General features: G+C 69.2%; 16 protein-coding genes and 2 pseudogenes. 10 read left to right on the top strand and 8 right to left on the bottom strand.

From position 1 onward, the window contains the following. Window positions 1-48: 48 nt before the first annotated feature. The 3 genes from C1J00_RS00550 to C1J00_RS00540 form a co-directional block, all read right to left on the bottom strand. The gene (locus C1J00_RS00550) at window positions 49-1365 is read right to left on the bottom strand and encodes an ABC transporter substrate-binding protein (RefSeq protein ID WP_102907053.1); all 1317 of its coding nucleotides are present in this window, start codon (window positions 1363-1365) and stop codon (window positions 49-51) included. 546 nt (window positions 1366-1911) lie between these two features. Continuing rightward, on the bottom strand, window positions 1912-2943 hold the full coding sequence (locus C1J00_RS00545; protein WP_102907080.1) for a LacI family DNA-binding transcriptional regulator: 1032 nt from the start codon (window positions 2941-2943) through the stop codon (window positions 1912-1914). A gap of 273 nt (window positions 2944-3216) precedes the next feature. Beyond that, window positions 3217-5028 (bottom strand): RICIN domain-containing protein, encoded by a 1812-nt coding sequence (locus C1J00_RS00540; protein ID WP_146046109.1) that lies wholly within the window; start codon window positions 5026-5028, stop codon window positions 3217-3219. Between the two features lie 471 nt (window positions 5029-5499). Here C1J00_RS00540 and C1J00_RS00535 point away from each other — a divergent pair, with 471 nt between their 5' ends. The 6 genes from C1J00_RS00535 to C1J00_RS00510 all read left to right on the top strand — a co-directional run bounded on the left by C1J00_RS00535 (window position 5500) and on the right by C1J00_RS00510 (window position 13920). Continuing rightward, the gene (locus C1J00_RS00535) at window positions 5500-7500 is read left to right on the top strand and encodes an RICIN domain-containing protein (protein ID WP_102907051.1); all 2001 of its coding nucleotides are present in this window, start codon (window positions 5500-5502) and stop codon (window positions 7498-7500) included. Between the two features lie 90 nt (window positions 7501-7590). Beyond that, window positions 7591-9306 carry a substrate-binding domain-containing protein gene (locus tag C1J00_RS00530; protein WP_102907050.1) on the top strand — a complete coding sequence of 572 codons (1716 nt, stop codon included), beginning with the start codon at window positions 7591-7593 and terminating at the stop codon, window positions 9304-9306. Window positions 9307-9573: 267 nt separating this feature from the next. Further along, a complete protein-coding gene (locus C1J00_RS00525; protein ID WP_102907049.1) occupies window positions 9574-10701 on the top strand; it encodes a Gfo/Idh/MocA family protein in 1128 nt (375 codons plus the stop codon). Further along, the gene (locus tag C1J00_RS00520) at window positions 10694-11617 is read left to right on the top strand and encodes a DUF6807 domain-containing protein (protein ID WP_102907048.1); all 924 of its coding nucleotides are present in this window, start codon (window positions 10694-10696) and stop codon (window positions 11615-11617) included. Before C1J00_RS00525 ends, C1J00_RS00520 begins: the two co-directional genes overlap by 8 nt. Then, window positions 11614-12357: a cupin domain-containing protein gene (locus C1J00_RS00515; protein ID WP_245936116.1), complete on the top strand. Its 744-nt coding sequence runs from the start codon at window positions 11614-11616 to the stop codon at window positions 12355-12357. Before C1J00_RS00520 ends, C1J00_RS00515 begins: the two co-directional genes overlap by 4 nt. 72 nt (window positions 12358-12429) lie before the next feature. Continuing rightward, window positions 12430-13920, top strand: coding sequence for a glycoside hydrolase family 43 protein (locus C1J00_RS00510; RefSeq protein ID WP_219728293.1), 1491 nt, complete (start codon window positions 12430-12432; stop codon window positions 13918-13920). Window positions 13921-14183: 263 nt separating this feature from the next. Here the strand turns inward: C1J00_RS00510 and mshA are convergent. The 4 genes and pseudogenes from mshA to C1J00_RS46195 form a co-directional block, all read right to left on the bottom strand. Continuing rightward, window positions 14184-15427 (bottom strand): annotated as a pseudogene (gene mshA / locus C1J00_RS00505) (D-inositol-3-phosphate glycosyltransferase). Window positions 15428-15552: 125 nt separating this feature from the next. Beyond that, a complete protein-coding gene (gene fdhD / locus C1J00_RS46210; protein ID WP_245936123.1) occupies window positions 15553-16419 on the bottom strand; it encodes a formate dehydrogenase accessory sulfurtransferase FdhD in 867 nt (288 codons plus the stop codon). Between the two features lie 246 nt (window positions 16420-16665). After that, a pseudogene (locus C1J00_RS46205) lies at window positions 16666-17016 on the bottom strand (serine dehydratase beta chain); the annotation flags it as partial. 245 nt (window positions 17017-17261) lie between these two features. Continuing rightward, entirely contained in the window at window positions 17262-17627 is a 366-nt protein-coding gene (locus tag C1J00_RS46195; protein ID WP_245936114.1) for a hypothetical protein, read from the bottom strand. 8 nt (window positions 17628-17635) lie between these two features. On the opposite strand from C1J00_RS46195, the gene C1J00_RS00490 reads away from it, so the two are divergent. Further along, the gene (locus tag C1J00_RS00490) at window positions 17636-19378 is read left to right on the top strand and encodes a relaxase/mobilization nuclease domain-containing protein (RefSeq protein WP_102907045.1); all 1743 of its coding nucleotides are present in this window, start codon (window positions 17636-17638) and stop codon (window positions 19376-19378) included. A 51-nt stretch (window positions 19379-19429) separates the two neighbouring features. Continuing rightward, the gene (locus C1J00_RS46190; RefSeq protein WP_245936113.1) at window positions 19430-20011 is read left to right on the top strand and encodes a hypothetical protein; all 582 of its coding nucleotides are present in this window, start codon (window positions 19430-19432) and stop codon (window positions 20009-20011) included. Here C1J00_RS46190 and C1J00_RS00480 read toward each other — a convergent pair. Beyond that, window positions 19974-21026 (bottom strand): aldo/keto reductase, encoded by a 1053-nt coding sequence (locus C1J00_RS00480; RefSeq protein WP_102907044.1) that lies wholly within the window; start codon window positions 21024-21026, stop codon window positions 19974-19976. The genes C1J00_RS46190 and C1J00_RS00480 overlap by 38 nt on opposite strands. A gap of 107 nt (window positions 21027-21133) precedes the next feature. Here C1J00_RS00480 and C1J00_RS00475 point away from each other — a divergent pair, with 107 nt between their 5' ends. Further along, entirely contained in the window at window positions 21134-21763 is a 630-nt protein-coding gene (locus tag C1J00_RS00475; protein WP_102907043.1) for a TetR/AcrR family transcriptional regulator, read from the top strand. Between the two features lie 80 nt (window positions 21764-21843). Further along, a partial coding sequence (locus C1J00_RS00470; RefSeq protein WP_219728296.1) for a transposase occupies window positions 21844-22077 on the top strand: 234 nt, incomplete at its 3' end.

Genomic DNA, 22077 nt, shown 5'->3' with positions numbered 1-22077 from the left:
TCGGACACAGCGGGGATTCCTTCCGGAAGCGCTACTACGTGTGGCAGCTCAGAGCTGGGACTTGATCTCGGAGATGAACTTCTTGGCCGCCGCCTTCGGCGACAGACGGTCGAACAGCACGTCCTCGTTGAGACGCTGGAAGATCTCCGGGACAGCGGGACCGGCCTTCGCGTTGGGGAGGTGCACCGCGGTCGGCTTCAGGGCGTTGGCACGGCGCAGGTAGTCGGCGATCCGCTTCTCCGCGGGGGACAACTCGGGCGTGATCGCCTTGAGGACGTCGGGGTTGACGGGAACACCGCGGTCGAACTTCCCGATCTTGCCCGCCTCGGGGGAGTTGACCAGGAAGTCGAGCAGCTGCGCGGCCTCCTTGGGGTGTTCGGTCCGCGCCGAGGCCCCGTAGAAGACGCCGGGCTTGGTGTAGGCGCCGACCTGGGAGGCACCGTCCTCGCCGGGGAAGAGCAGGAGCTTGGTCTCGCGCTCGCTGGCGGCCTCCAGCGCGCCGAGCTGGGTGACGGACAGCTCGGTCATGGCCGCCTTGTGCTGGGCGACCAGGTTCTGCTCGATGCCGGCTCCTGAGGCCAGGGCCTCGACCGCTGCCTCGGGGCTGGTCGTGCCACCGCTGTCACGCAGCTTGACGACCCACTCCCAGTAGCCGGCCATGGTCTTCTCGGTGAAACCGATCTCGCTGCCGTCCTCGGTCCAGTAGTCCTCACCGTGCTGCCGCAGCCACGGGCCCACCATGTTGGGGTAGAGAGGCATCACACTGCCGACCAGCTTCGACTTCGACTTGGCGACGGCGGTGGCGGTCTTCACGTAGTCGTCCCACGACCACTTGGTGTCGTCCGGAATAGGCACACCGGCCTTCTTGAACGCCGCCGGATCCACGGCGACACCGAACGCGCTGTCGCCGGCCGGGACACCGTAGAGGCCGCCCTTCACGGTCGTCATCGACATCGAGTTCGGGGGCAGCCTGTCCGTGTTCAGCGTGTCCTTGACCTTCTTCAGGTCCATCAGCTGCCCGTTGTCGATGTACGAGTACATGAACGGGTCCGTGATCTGCAGGACGTCGGGCATGTCATTGGCGGCCGCGCTGGTGGACAGCTTCTTCCAGTAGTCGTCCCAATTGGAGTACTCGGGCTGGACGTCGATGTTGGGGTGCTTCTTCTCGAACTCCGCGATCATCTGCTTGGTCTGCTCGTGCCGGACGTCCGACCCCCACCAGTTGAACCGGATGACGGTCTTGCCGCCGTCGCTGCCGGAGGAGTCCGCGGCGCAGCCCGCGGACAGGACCAGGGCGAAGACCGAACAGGTCAGCCCAACCGCACGAAGTCTTGTGCGTCTGTTCGGACGGGACGAGTGGTTCATGGTGAGGCTCCTCTGCTGCCATCACTGGGCGGTGCGCCCAGACGGGGGGACGTCGTCTCAAGAAGCCGGCGTGCGACGCCGGCCGTCTCGCCGCGTGGCGGCGGACCGCACAACTCGGCTGCTTTGCGGGCCGCGAAAGTTACGTGCGACCCGCGTGCCGGCAGCCGGCCCGGATCGTCGAATCCGGGTGGGCTGCAGCGGCTCTGGAAGGGGTTCTTGTGAACGTACGCTGGAACCTTGTGTCGGTGTGCCGAGCTGATCCGCGGGTTGACCGCGAGCATCGCACCGAGTTGAGGGCTGTGTGCGTCAGCAATAGTGAACGTTCACACGGCGAGCGTAGTAATCGACTACATCTCGGTCAAGGGCTCCGTACGTAACACTTGGGTACTTAGTGAGACTTCACCGGTTCCGGGCCGGTACGGAAGCGGCACGGACCGAGGGGGAACAGGCCGGGGCAGCGCGTTCCGCCCGGTTCGGACGGGGCGTTCGGGGCTCCCGCCCGCCCGAATCCCCGTTGCACGACGGCTCGTTGGTGGGGCCGACGGGCTAGAGGGTGTGGTGGTTCGTCCTCGCCGGTCCGGACGACTCGCGCAGCACGAGGCGGCAGTCGAGGTCCAGATGCAGTTCCGGCTCGGTCTCCTCGCGGATGCGTGCGAACAGGGCCCGCATGGCCCGCCGGCCCATGGCCTCACGGTCGAGGTCCACGGTGGAGATGGACGGGTTGAAGTACGCGGTGAACTCCTGGTTGTCCCAGCCGAAGACACTCACGTCCTCCGGGACCCGCCACCCGCGGTCCTGGAAGCCACGGATGACGCCCATGGCGACGTCGTCGTTGGCGGCGAGGACCGCGGTGACACCGGAGTCCGCCGACAGGCCCCTGGCCGCGTCGTATCCGGAGCGCACGGACCAGTCACCGTCGATGACGGCGTAGTTCTCCAGGCCCCGCTCGGCGACCGTCCGCAGATAGACCTCGCGTCGCTTGCGTGCCGACATCCAGTCAGTGCTGCCGGCGACATGGACGAAACGCCGATGGCCCAGGGAGACGAGGTGATCGATGATCATGGCGGCCGGCTCGCCGTCAGCCGTGATCCCGTGGGACCGCATCTGGTCGTCGTACTCGCCTATGACGACGGTCGGCGTATGGTCCAGCCCCAGCTTCTCCAGGTCACCGATGGGGGTGAAGGTCAGCACTCCTTCGGCCTGACCGGAGTCGAGCAGGGAGCGGACGCGGTCGCCCCTGACCCGTTCGTCGCCTTCCAGACCGACGATGTCCAGCAGGTAACCGGCCGCCTGTGCCTCGGCGGACGCTCCCCGCAGGATCTGCGACGGCACGAAGGTCGTCATGGCCGGCAGGACCACGGTGACACGGTTCGACTTGCGGGTGCGCATCGACCGCGCCACCAGGTTGGGCCGGTAGTCCAGGTCGGCCACGGCCTGCTCGATGCGGGCCACCGTCTGCGGCTTCATGCCACCGTTGCCCCGCAGGAAGCGCGAGACGGTCTGATGCGACACCCCCGCGTGCGCCGCGACGTCGAGGATGGTGGGACGCTTTCGGGACGGCTGCTTCGGCCGTTTCACGTCCCGCTCCGCTCTCTCCGGTCCCGTGTCCGCGTCCACCGTGCCGCCCCCCGCCGCATCTCCGCGCCCCGCACAACCATCGGTACTGTACCGCCCAGTACGCCATGGCAGGCCGGGCCCTTGACTCTTGCTGTCTCGCCGGAGCCGACCGCTTCGGCCGGTCGAGCCCGGCTGTCCCGCAGATCGTCCGGCCCGGCCGGCCGCATGGTTCCTGTCCGGGCCGTGCGGCCGGCCGCCGAATCCGCCGTCACCCGGCGGCTCGCGTTCCTCATGTCAGACCTGCACGGTCCAGTGCTGGTTCTGGTGCGACTCGCTGTTCCAGCAGGTGTACTGCAGCAGCCGGGCGCCGTCCGTCGTGAGGGCCCGGTCCACGTCGAGGCACTTGCCGGAGTGACGGGCGATGATCTCGACGTAGCCGGTGCCGGTGTCGGTCAGCCGCCACTGCTGGCTGGGGCGGCCGTCGCAGGTCTGCTGGATGATCGCGGCCGAGTTCGCCGTGGAGGAGCCGGCCACGTCCAGGCACAGTCCCGAGTGCCGGGAGAGGATCTGGTGGTAGCCCCCGCCGACTTCGCGCAGCTGCCACTGCTGGTCGTCGCCGTCCGAGCAGCCGGCCTGCTCGATCGCGGCCCCGGCCGTGGTCGAGGAGCCGACCGCCTCGGCGCACTTGCCGGAGTGCCGCGCCTTGAGCGTCGTCGTGTCGGCCAGCTGGGACAGTTCCGACGAGAGCACGGGGACGTAGAAGTCGGTGATCCCGGCGATGTTCGGATGCGTGCCGCTGCCGCCGCTGCCCGGGTAACCGCTCACGAGTCCGTCGAAGGTGTACGCCACTCGCTGAGCGTCGACGCGCGTGTCGAGCGTCGCGTCCCCGAAGACGTCGGCCACCGCCACGCCCCACTTCTGGGCGGCCTGCAACTGCACCTGGCGCAGGGCGAGCTGGGTGTCCCAGTCCCGCGAGCCCATCTTGTGGGCGGCCACGTAGACCAGTTGGGCGGTCGGCCACTTCTGCCGCATGGTGTGGATGGTGGTTTCCAGCGCCCCGGCGTAGGTGCCGGGGTCGAGGGTGGCGGGGTCCTGGGAGCCGCTGACGGTGCCGACCTCGTAGGTGTGCGAGGTGTGGATCTCCATCGCGTCGTTCGTGCCGCCGTCGAAGACGACGAAGTCGGGCGCCTGCGAGCTCGCCGACTTCACCTGGTTAAGGATCTGTCCACCGCTGGCGGTGGGCGCCGGTCCCACGGTCGCTCCGTTGCGGGCGTACTTCGTCAGCGTCATGCCCTCGCGTTCGGCGACGAAGTTCATGAAACTGCGGGAGTACTGGTGCCCCCAGACGATGCTGTCACCGAAGGCGTAGACGGACGAGCCGGCGAGGGTTCCGTAGGCGGGGTTCGCGGGGCGGGTCAGGCGGACGTTGTCGATCGACTGCACACCGGTGCCGTAGTAGTTGCTGGCGACGAGCTTCGCCAGGTTCTGTCCCGTGATGCTCTTCGTGGTGGAGACCAGCACCTTCGGCCCGGCTTCCTTGCTGGTGACCGTGTACTGGATCTTGCCGAGGGTGAAGTCCATGTGCAGATCGACGGTGTACCACTTGGCCCGGTCGAAGCTGATCTTGGTCCAGGTGGGATTGAGCGAGTCCGGGGCGGAGGTGGAGTCCGAGTCGGGTCCGGTCGCGGCGTGGCGGAACTCGGCGCCGGTCGCGGCCATGCCGAAGACCAGGCGTCCGGCGCTGTCGCGCAGTTCCAGACCGGTCTTCATCCCGGTGCTGGTGATGGCCGTCTTCCAGTCGAACCGCAGGTCGAGCGTCTTCTCCTGTGTGATCGACGACGCGAACGGCCGCACGGACGTCGTGTAGTTGCCCATGCCCTTCGTGACATCCAGTACGCCGTTGCCGATGGCGGCCCCGACCGGGAAACCGAAGTTCGCGGGGTTCGTCTGAGCGTCGAACGTCTCGTTGATGAACGTCGCGCCGGGGGTTTCGGCGGCTGAGGCGGCCGGAGCCGTGAGGAAGGCCGCGAGGAGCAGGATGCCGGCGGCCAGGGAGCCGGCCCATCTTCGGGGCCGACGGCCCGTTCTGCGCATGACCGTATACACGTGATCTCCCTTGATCTCTGGTGATACCGACCGGTGCCCGGCGGGGAGGAAGGAGGCCCCGGCCGCGGCTCGGCCCGAGGGCCGCACGGAAAAGCCACGAAGTACCGGGAAGGACGAGGTGTCCGACAACAGCAGAGGCAACTTAGTGATCGTTCACCTGGGCGGTCAAGATGTCTGCAGGTGATCGTTCACTTCGTGGGGACCCGTCGGCGCGACCAAAGCCGACCGCCTCTGGGCTGCGGCGAAACTCTCCTGGTTCACACCATTGACACACAAGCGTTTCAGCCAGTCTTATATGCGCCATCGTTGGTTTCAGTCAACGTCTGATCGCCAGGGCCCCGCCATCGCCTGCCGGCTCGATCGCGCTGTGCCCGACACCCCTGCCTCGAAGGTTCCTGACGGGCGCCATCGAACTCTCAATCGTGATCGTTCACTATCCGGCAGAAGTTCACCCGACACGGAGGTAGTGCAATGAAGTCGAACCCCGGCCCTTGGTCGCGCCGCAGATTCCTGGCCACGAGCGGCGCGGCAGCCCTCGGGGGCATGGCGCTGAACCTCGCCGGCGGTCTCCCGCGGGCCGCCGCGGCCGGCGGCGTGGTGTCCTACGTCGACACATCGAGGTCCACGTACGACAAGATCGCCCTCATGGTCGACGGGAAGCCCTTCTACCACAGCGGCGTCCAGTTCCGGTACGAGAAGCACAAGTACACGTTCGGCTGGACGGACGCCCAGCTGAAGCCGGTGCTCGGGATGATCCGCGACGACGGGTTCACCGTGGTGAACATCCCGATCTGGTGGTCGCAGATCGAGACCTCGAAGGACACCTTCGACTGGACCGACATCGACAAGTACCTGGCCTGGTGCGAGGAGTACGGCCTGAAGCTGGAACTCCTGTGGTTCGGCCACGAATCGACCGGTTCGTCCATCGCGGACCGGATGCCGGACTACGTGATGAACGACTACCAGTTCGTGGTGAGGTCCGACGGCTCAAGGCTGACCCTGAACGGCCACCCTCTCCTGGACAAGACCGACCCGAACCTGCTCGCCAGGGAGAAGGTCGTACTCGGCCGGCTCATGAGCCACCTCGCGTCCGCCGACACCGCGCACACCGTCGTCGGCATCCAGGTGCTGAACGAACCGAACGTGTCGAAGCAGCAGGGCGGCCAGTCCATCGCCCGGAGCTTCAGCACGTACAGCACCGACCTGTGGAACAGCGGCGGATACACCGACACGACGAAGTTCCGCAAGGACGTGCTGCTGAACTACCTGACCCAGCTGGGACAGGTGATCAAGCAGTCGGACTACTCGGTGTACACCCGGGTCAACCTCGCCGGCAGCGCGGACACGGTGCCGGTCGCCGAGAACGAGGCCCTCAGGAGCCAGGGAACGGCGACCATCGACTTCTTCGGAAGGGACCTGTACACCACGGGCCTCGACACGCTCTACAACTACGGCAAGGACGCCACCTGGGCCCGGGGGAAGAACTTCCCCATGGTCCCGGAGAACTTCGGAGGATCCGCGGCGGCGGACGTCGAGAAGTTCAACGCCCTCGCCGGGAACACCGCGCTCAACCTGTATGCCGCCCTGGACCCGGACAGCAGCACGGGCAGCAGCCACCACGGCCTGTACAACTTCAACCCCACCACCAAGGTCGTCACCCGTAAGGCCGTCTCGGACAGGGTCGCGCGGCTCAACCGCTCGCTGAACAAGATCCACCAAGACCTCGCCAGCAGGGCTCCGGTGGAACGCGGCGGAACCACCTTGCAGACCTTCAACCGGGGCGCGACCGCCAGCACCAGCTTCACCAAGACCCTGGGCGGGCTGGACATCGGCTTCGCGACCACGACCGGTGCGCAAGGACTCGCCGTCAGGCGCAGTGCGGCCGAGTTCGCCCTCACCACCACGACCCAGGCCACGTTCACCATGCCTGGAACCGCCGGCGTCGTACGGTCCGTCGAGGCCGGCAGGTACGACTCGAACGACAACTGGGTGAAGTCCGGCACCAAGGCGTACAGCACCGTGTCCGGGAACACCGAAATCACCTTGGCGGCCGAGGAATGCGTGCGAGTCTCGTACCTCGTCAGCGGCGCGCGGTACAAGCTGAGGAACACGTCCTCGGGCAAGTACCTCGACACCGATGCGGACGGTGCGGTCATCCTCGCGTCCGGGACCACTTACGACGACCAGGAGTGGATCGTCGCCAAGGACTCGTCCGGCTCCTGGACCGTCAGGAACGCGCGGACGGGACGCTTCTATCTGGAAGCCAGCTCGAGCAACAACAACGTCATCTGGAACACCGGCACCGTCGCGGCCGCCTCGCTCTGGAATCTGGAAGGGGTCTCGGCAGGCGGGCTCCGCGTCAGGAACACCCACACCGGGAGGGCCTACCTGTACGGGAACTCCGCGGGTGAGGCGAAGTGGAACACGGGAACGCAGGACGCGAGCACGGTCTGGGAGTTCCAGCCCAAGTAGCCGCCCCCGCCGTCCTCTCTCCCGCGAGCCCGGAAAGGCGATACACGCGGGGGAGGGGGCGACACAGGATGCTCGTGTAATGATTGCTGCATGACTCAGGCCGACGTGTTGCGGGCTCTGGATGCCAGGGCCGCCGGCCAGTGGGGTCTGGTGACCACCGCCCAGGCGAAGCTGGACGGCGTGCAGGGCGTCCAGCTCCTGCGGCTGGAGCGGTCCGGGGCGCTGGAGAGTGTGGGCCACGGGGTGTACCGCCTGGCCGCCTCTCCCCCGCCGGAGCACCTCAGGATCAAGGTCGCCTGGCTGCGGCTGGACCCCGGTACCCCGGCGGGGGACCGCCGCACTTTCGGCCCCAGGTCGGGCGTCGTCTCCCATACCTCCGCGTGTGCGGTGCACGGCCTGGGCGGCCGGCCCGAAGACCCCGTGGAGCTGACGGTCTCGTCACGCCGTACCACGCGTGACGGGACCGTCGCGCTGCACCGCGCGGCCACGGACGCCGAGGACATCACCGTCGTCGACGGGCTGCCCGTCACCACCGTGCCGCGTACCGTCGTCGACCTGCTGGAAGACCGAGCCGACGCGGCCCGTACGGGCGCGTGCGTCGCCGAAGCCGCCGCCCGTGGCCTGCTGCGCGTCGACGACCTCGCGCCACTGGTCGCGGGCTTCGCCGGTACCTACGGGCTGCCCGAGGAGGCGTCCGGCGCGGAGCTGCTGGAGTTCCTGTGCGAGCAGGCGGGGCGTCCTCTCCCGTCGCGGAAGGCCGGTCGATCCGCCGCGAAAGCCGCCGGCCCGGGGGCGGCCTCCAACCCGGAGAGGAAACGGCCGACCATATGGGAGGTCGCCAAGCGGGCGGGCGTGTCGCACCAGACCGTGTCCAGGTTCCTGAAGAACGACAGCGGCATGAAGCCGGCGACGCGAGGGAGGATCGAGCGCGCCGTCGCCGAGCTGGACTACCGGCCCAACCTCATGGCCAGGTCGATGCGCACACAGCGGTCCCACCGGATCACCATCGTGTTGCCCGAGTTGAGTGGCTTCGTTCCGATTCCCCTGCTGAGGGGTGCCTCGGCCGCGGCGCACGAGGCCGGGTACATGACCGACGTCGTCGGGCTGGAGGGCGGCGAGTCGCGGCGCGCCCGCAGCGTGCTGTCCCTGCTGGAGACCCGGCAGGCGGACGGGGTGCTGTCCCTGGTGCCGCTCGGGGACCTCGCCGGCGGCCAAGGCGCCGGGCAGCGGCCCGTGGTGGTGCTGGGCGAGTACGACGACAACCTCCAGTCCCGGGGACGACTGGCCGACGGACGCCCCGCCGAGAAGATCCTGCGTCACCTCGCCGGCCAGGGACATCGCCGGTTCCTCCACGTCGCCGGCTCGCAGGACTGGGCCTCGGCACGCAACCGGCGGGCGGTCTACGTGGAGGCGGTCGAGCGACTGGGCCTCACGTCCTACCGCGTCGTCGACGGGGACTGGTCCGTGCGCTCAGGCTATGAGGCCGCGCGGGACCTGCCGGCCGATTCCGGCGTCACGGCCGTGCTGGCCGCCAACGACTACGTCGCCCTGGGGGTACTCCGCGGCTTCCAGGACCGCGGTGTGCGGGTGCCCGAGGAGATGAGCGTCTTCGGCTGGGACGACGAGGAGTTCACCCGGTACTTCTCGCCGAGCATCTCGACGGTGCACATCAACAAGGAAGAAGTAGGCCGCCGGTCGATGCTGTCGCTGCTCGCGCTTCTGCGTGGCGAGCCCGCGCCGGAGTCCGAGGTCGAGGATCTCTTCCACCTCGTGCCGCGTGGGTCGAGCGGGCCGGCCCCCCACTGAAATCCGCGGCGGTCCCGATAAGACGTCACGCAAAAATGTGAACGATCACTCCGTAACTCTTGACCATGAAGGTGACCGTTCACTACGTTCGGGCTGCTGCCCCGTGTCGGCGAAAGCCGAGTTCATCCGACAGCGTTGTCCCCCTCGACCGCACGGCCCCGCGTGCACGCCTTGAGCTGAGCAGCTCGAACCGACCTTCTTCGTCAACGGTTTGACGACCGCCGGTGCCACGCCCGGGCACCGCCCGAGCTTCCACGAAAGAGCCACATGACCGAGTACAACCAGCCCTCGCGGGTGGCGATCGTCGGCGCCGGAAACATCGCCGACGGCTGCCATATGCCCGCCGTCCAGGCCCAAAGCGGCGAGGCAGTCGCCATCGCCGTCGTAGACGTCGACCTGCAGCGCGCCGAGGCCTTCGCCGCCCGTTGGGGCATTCCCGCCGCCTACGACAGCCTCGACCGGATGCTCCAGGATGAGCGCCCGGACCTGGTCATCGTCTGCACGCCCCCGATCGCCCACGGCGAGGCCATCACCGCCTGTCTGGACGCCGGCGCGTCGGTGTGGTGCGAGAAGCCTCCCACCCTCTCGGTGGCCGAGTACGACGCCGTCGCCGCCCACGAGCGCGAGGGCGGCCCTTACGTCTCCTACGTCTTCCAGCACCGGTTCGGGTCCGCCGCCCGGGCCCTGCGAGAACACATCCGAACCGGCAGCCTCGGCGCTCCTCTGGTCGGCGTCTGCCACACCCTGTGGTACCGGGACGACGCCTACTTCGAGGTCCCCTGGCGCGGCAAGTGGGAGACCGAGGGCGGTGGCCCCACCATGGGCCACGGCATCCACCAGATGGACCTCATGCTGTCCCTGATGGGCGAGTGGACCGAAGTCCGCGCCGCCATGGGAACGTTGGCCCGCGACGTGGAGACCGAGGACGTCTCCATGGCGATGGTCCGCTTCGCCAATGGCGCGATGGTGTCCATGGTCAACAGTCTCCTCTCCCCCCGAGAGACCAGCTACCTGCGCTTCGACTTCCCCGAGGCCACCGTCGAGCTGTCCCACCTCTACGGCTACGACAACTCCCACTGGACGTGGACCCCCGCACCTCACCGGGCCGACGCCACAGCCGCGGATTTGGGTGCGCCGCTGGACGACGAAGCCAGTTCTCATGCCGCGCAGTTGCGCGTGCTGCTGGAGGCCCTGCGCGCCGGACAACGCCCCGAGGCCAGCGGCGACGACGGCCGCCGCGCCCTGGCCTTCATCGCCGCCCTGTACGAGTCGGCGATGACCGGACGCCCAGTCACCCCGGACATGATCACCCCGGCCAACCCCTACTACCACTCCATGAGCGGTCGCCCCAGCGCCGCCCGGGACAACGCCGCCAAGGAGAAGACCGGTGTCTGACACCCCCTTCCGCATCGACCACGACGCCGCCGGAACCCGGTTCGTGGTCTCGGCCGCGGGCACGGACCTCGCCACGTACGTGTACCGGCCGGACACCCCCCTCGAAGAGTCCCCCAAGCCCTACCTCTATCCGCTGACAACCCTCTCCGGCGCACCCGTGGGCGTCTACCGGCCCTGGGACCACCGCTGGCACAAGGGGCTGCAGATGACCTGGTCGCATCTGTCCGGCGACAACTTCTGGGGCGGTCCGACCTTCCAGCAGGGCGCGCCCGGCCATGGCTACGTCTGGCGTGAGAACCACGGCCGACAGGTGCACCGCGCCTTCGAGCCGCAGGACCTCGGCGGCAGCGAAGTGTCCGTCGTCCAGGGCCTGGACTGGATCTCCTCCCGGGACGAGGTGTGGATCGACGAGACGCGCACCCTCCGCTTCCACAGCGCCGACACCGCCGACGGAGTCTGGGCGCTGGACTTCACCACCGCCCTGACCAACGTCCGCCACGAACCGCTGGAGATGGGCAGCCCCACCACGCACGGCCGCCCGGGCGCCGGCTACACGGGACTGTTCTGGCGGGGGCCCAGGGCCTGGACCGGCGCGGACGTCATCGCCGACGGGGGCCACGAGGGCGACGCCGTCATGGGCACCCGGGGCGCCTGGGCGGCCATCACCGGTGAGCACGACGAACTCGACGGCGGTGCCACGGTCCTCGCCTACGCCGGCACCACCAGCGCCTCCACCCCGCTGACGTGGTTCGCCCGCAGCAGCGCCTTTGCCTGCCTCAACCCCTCGCCCGCCTTCGACACGGAGATCAAGCTGGCACCCGGTGAAGTGCTGTCTCTGAGCCACCGGTTCGTGTTCCTCGACCGCATGGTGGATCGCCGCGAACTCGAACCGATCGCGCAGAGGTTCGCGCTGTGACCCCCCTCCCCGACTTCCCCGGAGCAGTGGGGCTCAGCCAGCTCCAGGTGTACCCCTGGCCTACGGCGGACGATGAACACGGCGGCTCGCCCCACATGCACCTCACCTGCGCGGAGTGCTACGTCGTCGTCAGTGGCCGCGGTCGGCTGGAGACCCTCAACTACCAGGGGATCACGACGACCGAGCTGCATCCCGGAGACGTCGTCTGGTTCACGCCCGGCACAATCCACCGGGCCATCAACGACGAGGACCTGCGCGTGATCGTCGTCATGCAGAACAGCGGCCTTCCTGAGGCGGGCGACGCGGTCATGACCTTCCCGCCCGCGTACCTCTCCCCCGCGACCTACCCGGGCGCGGCCTCGCTCCTCGACGCCGACGGGGCCCCCGACCCCGGGCGCGCCCAGGCGCGCAGGGACCTGGCCGTCGAGGGGTTCAGGGAGCTGACGCGGCAGTGGCGGCGCGGCAACCGCTCGGCCTACGAGGACTTCTGCGCGGCAGCCGTGGAACTCGTCAAGCCGCGTCTGGACGCCTGGGAGAAAACCGTCGAGGACGGTGCGCTGGCCGCCGCGCAGGCGGCGCTGCGGCAGATCGATTCGCTGCGCAACGGCGACCTCAACCACCTGTACCAGGCGACCGTCTCACGTATCGCCCAACCGCCCCGGCAGACCCTGGGCATGTGCGGTTTCCTGCGCGCCTACGACCCGGCCCGCCGGGCCGGCACATCGGCCGGGCCTCAGTGACGCCTCACCAGCGAACGTGCCCACGAACGGCTGCTGAGCTGCCCGGGTTCGAATCAAGGAAGGTGTTTTCGCATGGGTTCGATGCTGCCGGAAAGCGGTAGGAGCGCCGACGCGGCGACCGCCCCGATCTTGTCAGGGATGTATCCCGATCCGTCGGTGTGCCGGTGCGGCGAGGACTACTTCCTGGCGAATTCGTCCTTCGAGTACAGTCCCGGCATCCCTGTCTGGCATTCCCGGGACCTGGTGTCCTGGCATCAGATCGGCAACGCCCTGACGAGGGACGACCAGTTCCCCGCGGGCCGGTCGCCATCGAGCCGCGGCATCTACGCCCCGACGCTGCGCCACCACGGGGGACGGTTCTGGCTGATCACCACCAACATCGACGATGCTCGCGGTGGTCACCAGATCTACCACGCGACCGACCCGGCCGGGCCGTGGTCCGCGCCGGTGTGTCTGACCGAACTCGACGGCATCGACCCGGACCTCGCCTGGGATGACGAGGGTACGTGCCTGGTCACGTACTGCTCGTGGTCGGAGACCGCGATCGGCATCAGGCAGGTCGCGGTCGATCCGGAGCGGGGCGTGGTCCTCGAGAAGCCGCGGTGGGTCTGGCACGGCACCGGCCTGGCCCATTCCGAGGGGCCGCACCTGTACCGGCGCGGCGAATGGTGGTACCTGGTCATCGCCGAGGGCGGAACCGACCGGGGCCACGTGGTGTCGGTGGCACGCTCGCGCAGCCCCCGCGGGCCGTTCGAGGCCGCCCCGAACAATCCGGTCTTCAGCCACCGCAGCACGGCTCATCCCGTCCAGAACGTCGGTCATGCCGATTTGGTCGAGCGCACCGACGGGACGTGGGCAGCGGTGTATCTCGGCACACGGCCGCGGGGCCGCAGTCCCCGCTTCCACGTCAACGGGCGTGAGACGTTCCTCGCCGATGTCACCTGGGTGGACGACTGGCCGCGGTTCGAACCGGCCAGAGGCCATGTCCCCACGGGACAGCGGGACTTCGAGGACGACTTCTCCGCGCCCGGACTGGATCCCAGGTGGGTCTCACCAGGGCAGCGTCCCGACCGGTTCGTCCACAGCGTGCCGGAAGGGGTGGTCGTGGGTCACGCACCGAGCGGGACCGGTGGGCCTTCGGGCCTGTTCACCCGCGTCGGCGGAGACCACTGGGAGGCCGACTTCCTCGTCGATCCGGGAGAGGGCACGTTCACCGTCGCGCTACGGCTCGACGGTGCTCATTGGTACGGGCTGCGCGTCGCCGACGGCGAAGTCACGGCCGTCGCACGGATCGGACAGATCCAGACGGTTCTCGGCTCCCGCCCGCTGCCCGACTCCCCTGTCCCCCTCCGCATCCGGTCCACGGAGCCGACCTGGAACGGACCGGACGACATCGAACTGATCATCGGTGTCGGAACCGCTACTGATGTCCTCGCCCGCCTCGACGGACGTTATCTCTCCACAGAAGTGGCGGGCGGGTTCACCGGGCGCTTGGTCGGCGTGTGGACCGAGTCCCGGGAAGTCCTCGTCCACCGCGTCCGGTTCGCCGGACAGCGGGCATGACATGAACTCCAGCCGCGTCGATCGACTCGTCCGGTGTGGGGAGCGGATGGACGTGGAGATGCGCGGTGAGTGCCGTGGTGCCCAGCCCCGCCAACGGCATGACGAGGTGCCGTCGGCAAGGACGGCCGGGTGGCAACGGTCCGTTCCTCGTTGAGGAACGGTGCCGGGTTGAGGCCGGCGAACTCCTGTCCGGGGCGAACCAGGCGTGATCGGTTACGACGCTCTGTACGACCTGCCGGTACACATCTCCCCGCAGGGGAGAGTCATGAGACGTGATGGAGCCTACGCTCGTGCAGGACCGCGGCGTACTCGTCCGCCGTCGTCGCCGCGGCCGTATCCCAGCCGAAGGAGCGGGCGTGCCGGGCCGCGGCCTCGCCCATCCGGGTGGAGCGTGCGGGGTCGTCGGCGAAGCCCGACAGCGCCGCCGCGTAGTCCACCGGGTCGTGCCCCGGTACGAGGGCGCCGCTCAGCCCGTCCCTCACCGCCACCGGCAAACCGCCGACTTCAGCAGCGATCACCGGGGTGCCGCAGGCCTGCGCCTCGACGGCCACCAGGCCGAAGGACTCGCTGTAGGAGGGCATGACCAGGACGGACGCCGCCCGATACCAGTCGGCGAGCCGGTATTGGCTGACCGGCGGCTGAAACAGCACCACCTCGGAAATGCCGAGAAAGGCCGCGAGCTTCTGCAGCCCTCCCGGCCTCGCCAGGCCGCTGCCGCTGGGCCCGCCCACGACCGGCACCACGATCCGTTCGCGCAGCCATGGCCGCTCCGCCAGCAACCTGGCCACCGCGCGCAGCAGGACGTCCGGCGCCTTCAACGGCTGTATGCGGCCCACGAACAGGGGGATCAACGCGTCCTGCGGTAGGCCGAGGCGGGAGCGGGCCGCGGCCCGTCCGGCCTCGACACCCAGGACGTCAGTTCGGAAGCGCTCGAGGTTGACACCGGGGTGGACGACGGCGACCCGGGCCGTGTCGGCGTCGTAGTGGCGGAGGAGTTCCCCCGCCTCCTTCTCCGTGTTGGCTATCAACCGGTCGGCGGCCCGTACGACTTGAGTCTCGCCGAGAACGCGGGCCGCCGACTCGGGGGTGTCGCCCTCGGCGAGGGAGGCGTTCTTGACCTTGGCCATGGTGTGCATGGTGTGAACGAGTGGGACGCCCCAGCGCTGGGCGGTCAGCCGGCCGACGTGGCCGGAGAGCCAGTAGTGGGAATGGACCAGGTCGTAGTGGCCGGCCCAGGCCCGGGTCACGCCGTGCGTGAAGGTGCACAGGTGGGCGGCGAGGTCCTCCTTGGCCAGGCCCTCGTAGGGTCCGGCGTCCACATGCCGTACCAGGACGCCGGGGGCGAGCTCCACGACGGGCGGGGCGCGGCGGAGGTCGCCCGCGTGAAGATGTCCACATCGATTCCGGTGACGGCAAGTCGCTTGGCGAGCTCGACGATGTAGACGTTCATGCCGCCGGCGTCGCCGGTGCCGGGCTGGTCCAGCGGTGAGGTGTGCACGCTGAGCATCGCGACACGGCGGGGCCGGCTGTGGGCGCCGGGTGGCCCCGGCCTGGGCGGGCCGACGAGGGTCTTGCTGTGGGTCGGGCCGGGGGTACGGCTGTGGAGTCCTTCGAAACGGGTCACGAACTTGCTCACCTGGTCAGCCCTCCGTCCGGGGCCCCGGCATACACGTCGACCCGCTGCTCGCCCGCGTACACGTTCATGGAGCCGCCGCGCAGGAAGCCGACAAGAGTGAGCCCGGTCTCCGTCGCCAGGTCCACCGCGAGGGAGGACGGCGCCGAGACCGCCGCCAGCACGGGAATGCCCGCCATGACCGCCTTCTGTGCCAGCTCGAAGGACGCCCGCCCGGACACCAGCAGAATGGTCCGGGACAACGGCAGTCGGCCGGACCGGAGCGCGTGGCCGATCAGCTTGTCGACGGCGTTGTGCCGACCGACGTCCTCCCGTAGGTCCAGCAGGTGGCCCTCGGGCGAGAAAAGTCCGGCGGCATGCAGTCCACCAGTGCGGTCGAACACCCCCTGCGCGGCCCGCAGTCGGTCCGGCAGAGCAGCCAGCAGCTCGGGGGTGACCCGGACCGGGGGCGTGTCGGCGATCGGCCACCGGGCCGTGGTCCGTACGGCGTCCAGGCTGGCCTTGCCGCACAGGCCGCACGACGACGTGGTGTAGACGTTCCGCTCAAGCGTGATGTCGGGCAGCGGCGCGCCGGGGGCGAGCTGCACATCGACCACGTTGTATGTGTTCGAACCGTCGTCCGTGGCGCCCGAGCAGTACACGATGTTCGCCACATCCTGGGCCCGGCTCACGACGCCCTCGCTCACCAGGAAGCCTGCGGCGAGCGCGAAGTCGTCCCCGGGCGTGCGCATGGTGATGGCCAGCGGCTTGCCGCCGAGCCGGATCTCCAGTGGCTCCTCCGCCACCAGCGTGTCGGGGCGCGTGCTCACGGCACCGCCGGGAAGGATGCCCTCGCGGCCCAGTCCGCGGGCGACACAGGCCGCCATGACCCGCCATATCTCCAGCAGGCCGGCGCGGATCTCCTCCTCGGAGCGCCAGGCCTTCTCGTTCTCCAGCATCAGCGCGGAGATCGACAGACCGGTCTCCTTCGTCAGGCGCAGCAGTTCGTCGCCGGTGCTGAACGGGTGGGCCAGCGCCGTGTCGTCGGCCTTGATGCGGTCCGCGCCAACCGCGTCCTCGTCTACCACGAAGCCGCCGCCCACGGAGTAGTACGTCTTCTCCAGCAGCGGCACGCCGTCGCCGTCGTACGCAAAGAGGATCATGCCGTTGGCGTGGTACGGCAGCGACCGCCTGCGGTGCAGGACCAGTTGGGTCGAGGCGTCGAAGTCGATCTCGTGGGCCGGGCCGATCTCGGCACCCAGGAGGCGGATGCGTCCGGTGCTGCGGATTCGTTCGACGTCCAGGTCGGCCTGGGCGACGTCGACCGTGTGCGGCTCATAGCCCTCCAGGCCGAGCAGCACCGCCTTGAGGGTGCCGTGGCCCGTGGCGCCGAGAGAGCCGAACAGCTCGGCCCTCACCGCGGCGGTCTGGGCGAGCACGCCGTCCTGCTTCAGCCGGGAGACGAACATCCCCGCGGCGCGCATCGGGCCGACGGTATGCGAACTGGACGGGCCGATGCCTATGGAGAACAGGTCGAAGACGCTGATTGCCACGCCATACTCCGTGGGATTGGTGGGGCGTGCCGAGCGGTCATGGCACGCCCCAGCGAGAGGGTGTCGGTTACAGGCCGGGGTAGAGCGGGTGCTTGTCGGCGAGCGCCTTGACCCGGGCTTCAGCGCTGCGGCGTCGGCCGCCCTGAAGGGAGAAGGCGCCTTGAGTGCCTCGGCGATCACATCCGCGACCTCGGTGAAGTCCTCGGCCTGGAAGCCACGGGTGGCCAGGGCGGGAGTGCCGATCCGCAGGCCCGACGTGACCCGCCCAGTGCAATCTGTCCGTCGCCGGGTTCCTCGCCCGCTCCGCGCTCGCCGCCGCCCGCGACCTCAACCGCACCAGCGCCGAGATCGCCGACGAACGCGAAGTCATCACAGCCCTGTTCGACAGCCGACGCCGGCTCGGCTGGGCCGGCAGCAATCTCAACCAGGCAGTCAAGGCACTCAACTCCGGTGCAGACGTTCCTCAGCTCGAAGCGACCGTCGCCGCCGTACGGCGTGCCGCCGATACCGCCCACGAAGCCGCCACACGGCTGATCGAGCATCACTGCTCATGATCCCCAGCGTCAACCCGTCCGGGTCGGACACCAGAGGTCTCCTCTACTACCTCTACGAGACCGGCAAGTACGAGGATCACACCGACCCCCATCTCGTCGCCTCCTTCGACGGCATGTCCCCCGACCCCGGCCGCGACCCGAACGCCACCCTCAAGGACCTCCAGCAGCTCCTCGACCAGCCCGTGATGGCCCTCGCTAAGCATGCCCGCCCCGCCAAGCACGTGTGGCACACCTCCGTACGCGCCGGCCCCGGCGACCGGATCCTGTCCGACGAGGAGTGGGTCGGCATCGCCCGCCGCATCGTCGCCGCCACCGGCATCGACCCCGGCGACGGACAGCCCGGCTGCCGCTGGGCCGCCGTACGCCACGCCGATGACCACATCCACATCGTCGCCACCCTCGTCACCGAGGACGGTCACCGCCCCGACGACTTCCGCTCCGGCGCCCGCGCTCAGGCAGAAGCCCGGCTCATCGAGAAGGAACTCGTCCTCCGCCAGGTCGCACCCGGCGACGGCACCGCAGCCCAACGGCCCACCAGCGCCGAACGCCACAAAGCCGAGCGGCAGGGTCGCGAGCGCACCGCCCGCGAGGAACTGCGCGAAGCCGTACGACGGGCGGTGGCCGGCGCGAGGAGCGACGAGGAGTTCTTCGACCGGCTCGCCGCCGCCGGCCTCCTGATCCGGAAGCGGGTCGCTCCCTCTGGCGATCTGCTCGGATACAAGGTCGCCCTGCCCGATGACCTGAACAAGGACGGCGAGCCGGTGTTCTACCCCGGCGTGCGCCTGGCCCCCGACCTGTCGCTGCCCCGCATCCGCGAGCGCTGGGCCGGTGACGCGCAGGACGTTCCGGCTGCCCGGCGAGAGGATGCGATCCGTACCGGGCCGGGCAGTCCGGCCGCCGCACGCCGCGGGACGGCCTCGGCTGTGTGGCAGGCCGTGCTCGTCGTCGAGCACGGCGAGGACGCGGTCGCCGCCGCCCACATCGCAGCGGCCGGCGAGGTCCTGGATGCCCTCGCGAAGACCTCCGCCGCCCACACCCGCCGCGAACTGCGCGACGCTGCAACGGCTTTCGAACGGGCCTCGCGCTCTCACGTCCGCGCCGTGCGCGGGCACGATCGAGCCCTGCGGCAGGCCGCCCGCGACCTCGTCCAAAGCGGCCCGGCCCTCGGCCGCGGCGAGGACGGAGCCACCACGGCCATGGCCATCGACATGCTGTTCTTCCTCATCACCGCCGCCGCGCACTGGCACGCCAGGAAGGGGCACGCCCAGCAGGCCGAGGCCGCTACCCGGGCCGCCGCGCACCTGCGCACCGCCTACCAGGCCGCCGCCGCCCAGCCCCTAGGCGTGCTCCACCAGCGCGGCCGACGCCTGAGCCGGCCGATGCTCCAGCGGCAGACCGTGCTGCTGCGCGAGGCGCTGCCGGAGCTGGCCGAGCAGATCCTCGCCGAACCCGGCTGGTACGCCCTGGCGGCGACCATCGCGGAAGCCGAAGCCGCCGGACACGACGCGGCCGTCCTTCTGTCCGACGTTGCCGGCCGCCGCGAACTCGGCACCGCGGACTCCGTCAGCGACGTGCTCGTGTGGCGGATGCGGCGGACCGCCGATCTGCCCGCCGACGCCTCCCACCTGCCCGAGACCAGCACCGCAAGGCGCCGGTCCGCAACGCGCGGGACGACCACCAGGCCCTCCGCGCCCGGCAGGCAGCGCAGCGGAGAGGACACATCGCGTAAGACCCTGTGAGCCCGCCGGGTGCCGGCACGCTGCCTCAGCGCATCACCGAGAGAAGGGACAGTGCCACCGCTTCGCCCGCAATCCGCACTCGGCATCACCGCCCTCCTCGCCGTGCCCGCCTGCTCCACCGACACCACCGGGTCCAAGCACCAGACCCCCTCCTCCCGTACGGGAAAACCGGCCGCGCTCTCCTCGGCCGCGCTCGAGTCCCGCCTGCTCGACCCGAGCGACCTCGGCAGCGGCTACCTTCCCAAGCCGGCGCGCCCGGCCCAGCACGACGACGTCACCGTCATCAGCTGCCCGGCCCTGAGCGAGCTGGGCGGCGACGCGGCGACTGGCGGCACACTCGCCTTCCCGCACAAGGCGAAGGCGGACCTCACCTACGGCGGCAGCTCCTCACTGGCGACCTCGCGTATTCGGCTGTCGCGTATTCCTCTCTGCATGAGGTTCGCTGGTGACCGTCTGTGGTCGTGCCGCCAAGTTGGCAACAGGGGGGAGAGGCTGTCACCGCAGCTGTCCAGGCCCGGGCAGGCGTTGATCGAGACAGCCCCCAGTCCGAGTCTGGGACGCGCGGCTATACCGCTCCAGCTACTTGACGCGGATGTCATGCAGCGGGCGGAGGCGCGACAGCTGGTGGGTTGAGGCGGGCGAAGCCTTCCTGGCGCTGGTAAGGGAAGTACGGGTAGGGCGCTGTCTTGCCGCTCGCCGCATCGAGTTTCGCCATCTGCTCGGGCGTGAGCGTCCAGCCGACGGCACCGAGGTTCTGGCGAAGCTGGTTCTCGTCGCGGGCGCCGATGATGACGGAGGAGACGGTCGGTCGCTGCAGCAGCCAGTTGATGGCGATCTGCGGAATGCTTTTGCCGGTCTCCTGCACGATCTCGTCGAGGGCGTCGACGACGCGGTAGAGGTGTTCGTCCTCGACCGGCGGGCCGTAGTCCGCGGTGTGGTGCAGTCGGCTGTTGGTCGGTAGCGGCTGGCCGCGGCGGACTTTGCCGGTGAGCCGTCCCCAGCCGAGGGGGCTCCAGACGAGGGCTCCGAGGCCCTGATCGAGCCCGAGGGGCATCAGCTCCCATTCGTAGTCGCGGCCGATGAGGGAGTAGTAGACCTGATGTGCGACATAGCGCGGGTGGCCGTATCTCTCCGCGCTCGCAAGGGACTTCATCGCCTGCCAGCCGGAGAAGTTGGAGATGCCGAGGTAGCGGACCTTCCCTGCTCGTACGAGATCGTCGAGCGTGGACAGTACTTCCTCGATCGGCGTGCCGGCATCGAAGGCGTGCAGCTGGAACAGGTCGATGTAGTCGGTGCCGAGCCGGCGCAGGGCGTCCTCACATGCGGTGATCAGGCGCGAACGAGAGGAGCCCGCATCGCCTGGACCGTCGCCCATCGGCAGGCTGGTCTTGGTGGACACGATCACCTGGTCCCTGCGGCCTTTGATCGCTTCGCCCAGCACCTCCTCGGAGGCCCCGCTGGAATAGACGTCGGCGGTGTCGAACATCGTGATCCCGGCGTCGAGGCAGATGTCCACGAGACGGCGGGCTTCTTGCGCATCGGTGTTGCCCCAGGCACCGAACAGCGGCCCTTGGCCGCCGAAGGTGCCGGCGCCGAAACTCAACGCGGGGACCTTGAGACCGGATGCACCCAGCCGCCTGTATTCCATGACTGTTCCTCTCTCGCCGCCCGTACCTAACTAATGGGCTTGGAGTTCCGTTAGTGTGGAGCCTCAACGTAGCAGGCGCGAGTGATTAACGAAACTGGAGTCCCGTTATGGGGTTTGAGGGTGCGGATCCGGGGACCGTCCGTCCTGGAGGGCGCACGGCGCGGGTGCGGTCGGCGGTGCTGCAAGCGGCTGGGGATGCCTTGGCGGAGCATGGCTTTGCCCATCTGGACCTCGCCGACATCGCGCGCCGTGCCGAGGTGGGCAAGACCACCGTCTACCGCCGCTGGGGAACGGTGACCAGCCTGGTGGCCGATTTGCTGCTGGACATGGCCGAGCAGTCACTGCCGCGTACCGAGACCGGCTCGCTGCTCGGTGACCTCAAGGCCAACGCCCGGCTCGTGCAGCGCACCTTGGCCGACCCGCGGCAAGGAGCGCTGTTCAAGGCAGTGATCGCCGCCGCCACCTGCGAGGCGAAGACTGCCGAGGCCCTGCACCGCTTTTACGACATCCGCGTCAAGGAGTGGGCACCCTGCGTCCAACAGGCCGTCGACCGGGGCGAGGTGCCCGAGGGCACCGATGTCCACGAGGTGATCCGTGCTGTCTCTGCCCCCCTCTACTACCGCCTGCTGACCAGCAGCGACTGCCTCGACGCAGCCGCCGCAGACCAGGCCGCGGAGGCCGCAGTGGCTGCAGCGCGTGCGGGAGCGTACCTGCGAGGCGACGAAGGTCGTGCGTGACCGGCTTCCCGCATCCGTCGCTGACCGCGGGTCACCGTGCGTGATTTCCGGGGGCATAGCGCTTCGGGCCTTGACCCCGGATGTTGGACACCGGAGACACTTGGATCTTGATGGTCCGGGTGGACAGGAGTCCTGCACAGATGGTGATGAAGCACTACCCGCCGGAGTTCAAAGCGGACGCGGTCGCGTTGTACCGGTCGAGGCCGGGAGCGACGATCAAGGCGATCGCCACCGATCTGGGGGTGAACCCGGAGACGCTGCGGAACTGGATCCGGGCCGCAGGCGCGGGCCATGGCCGCGGCCGGACTGAAGGG

Source organism: Streptomyces cahuitamycinicus (assembly GCF_002891435.1).
Taxonomy (GTDB): domain Bacteria; phylum Actinomycetota; class Actinomycetes; order Streptomycetales; family Streptomycetaceae; genus Streptomyces; species Streptomyces cahuitamycinicus.
Note: the sequence above shows the minus strand (reverse complement) of the source record. Positions and strands in the feature narration are given on the sequence as shown.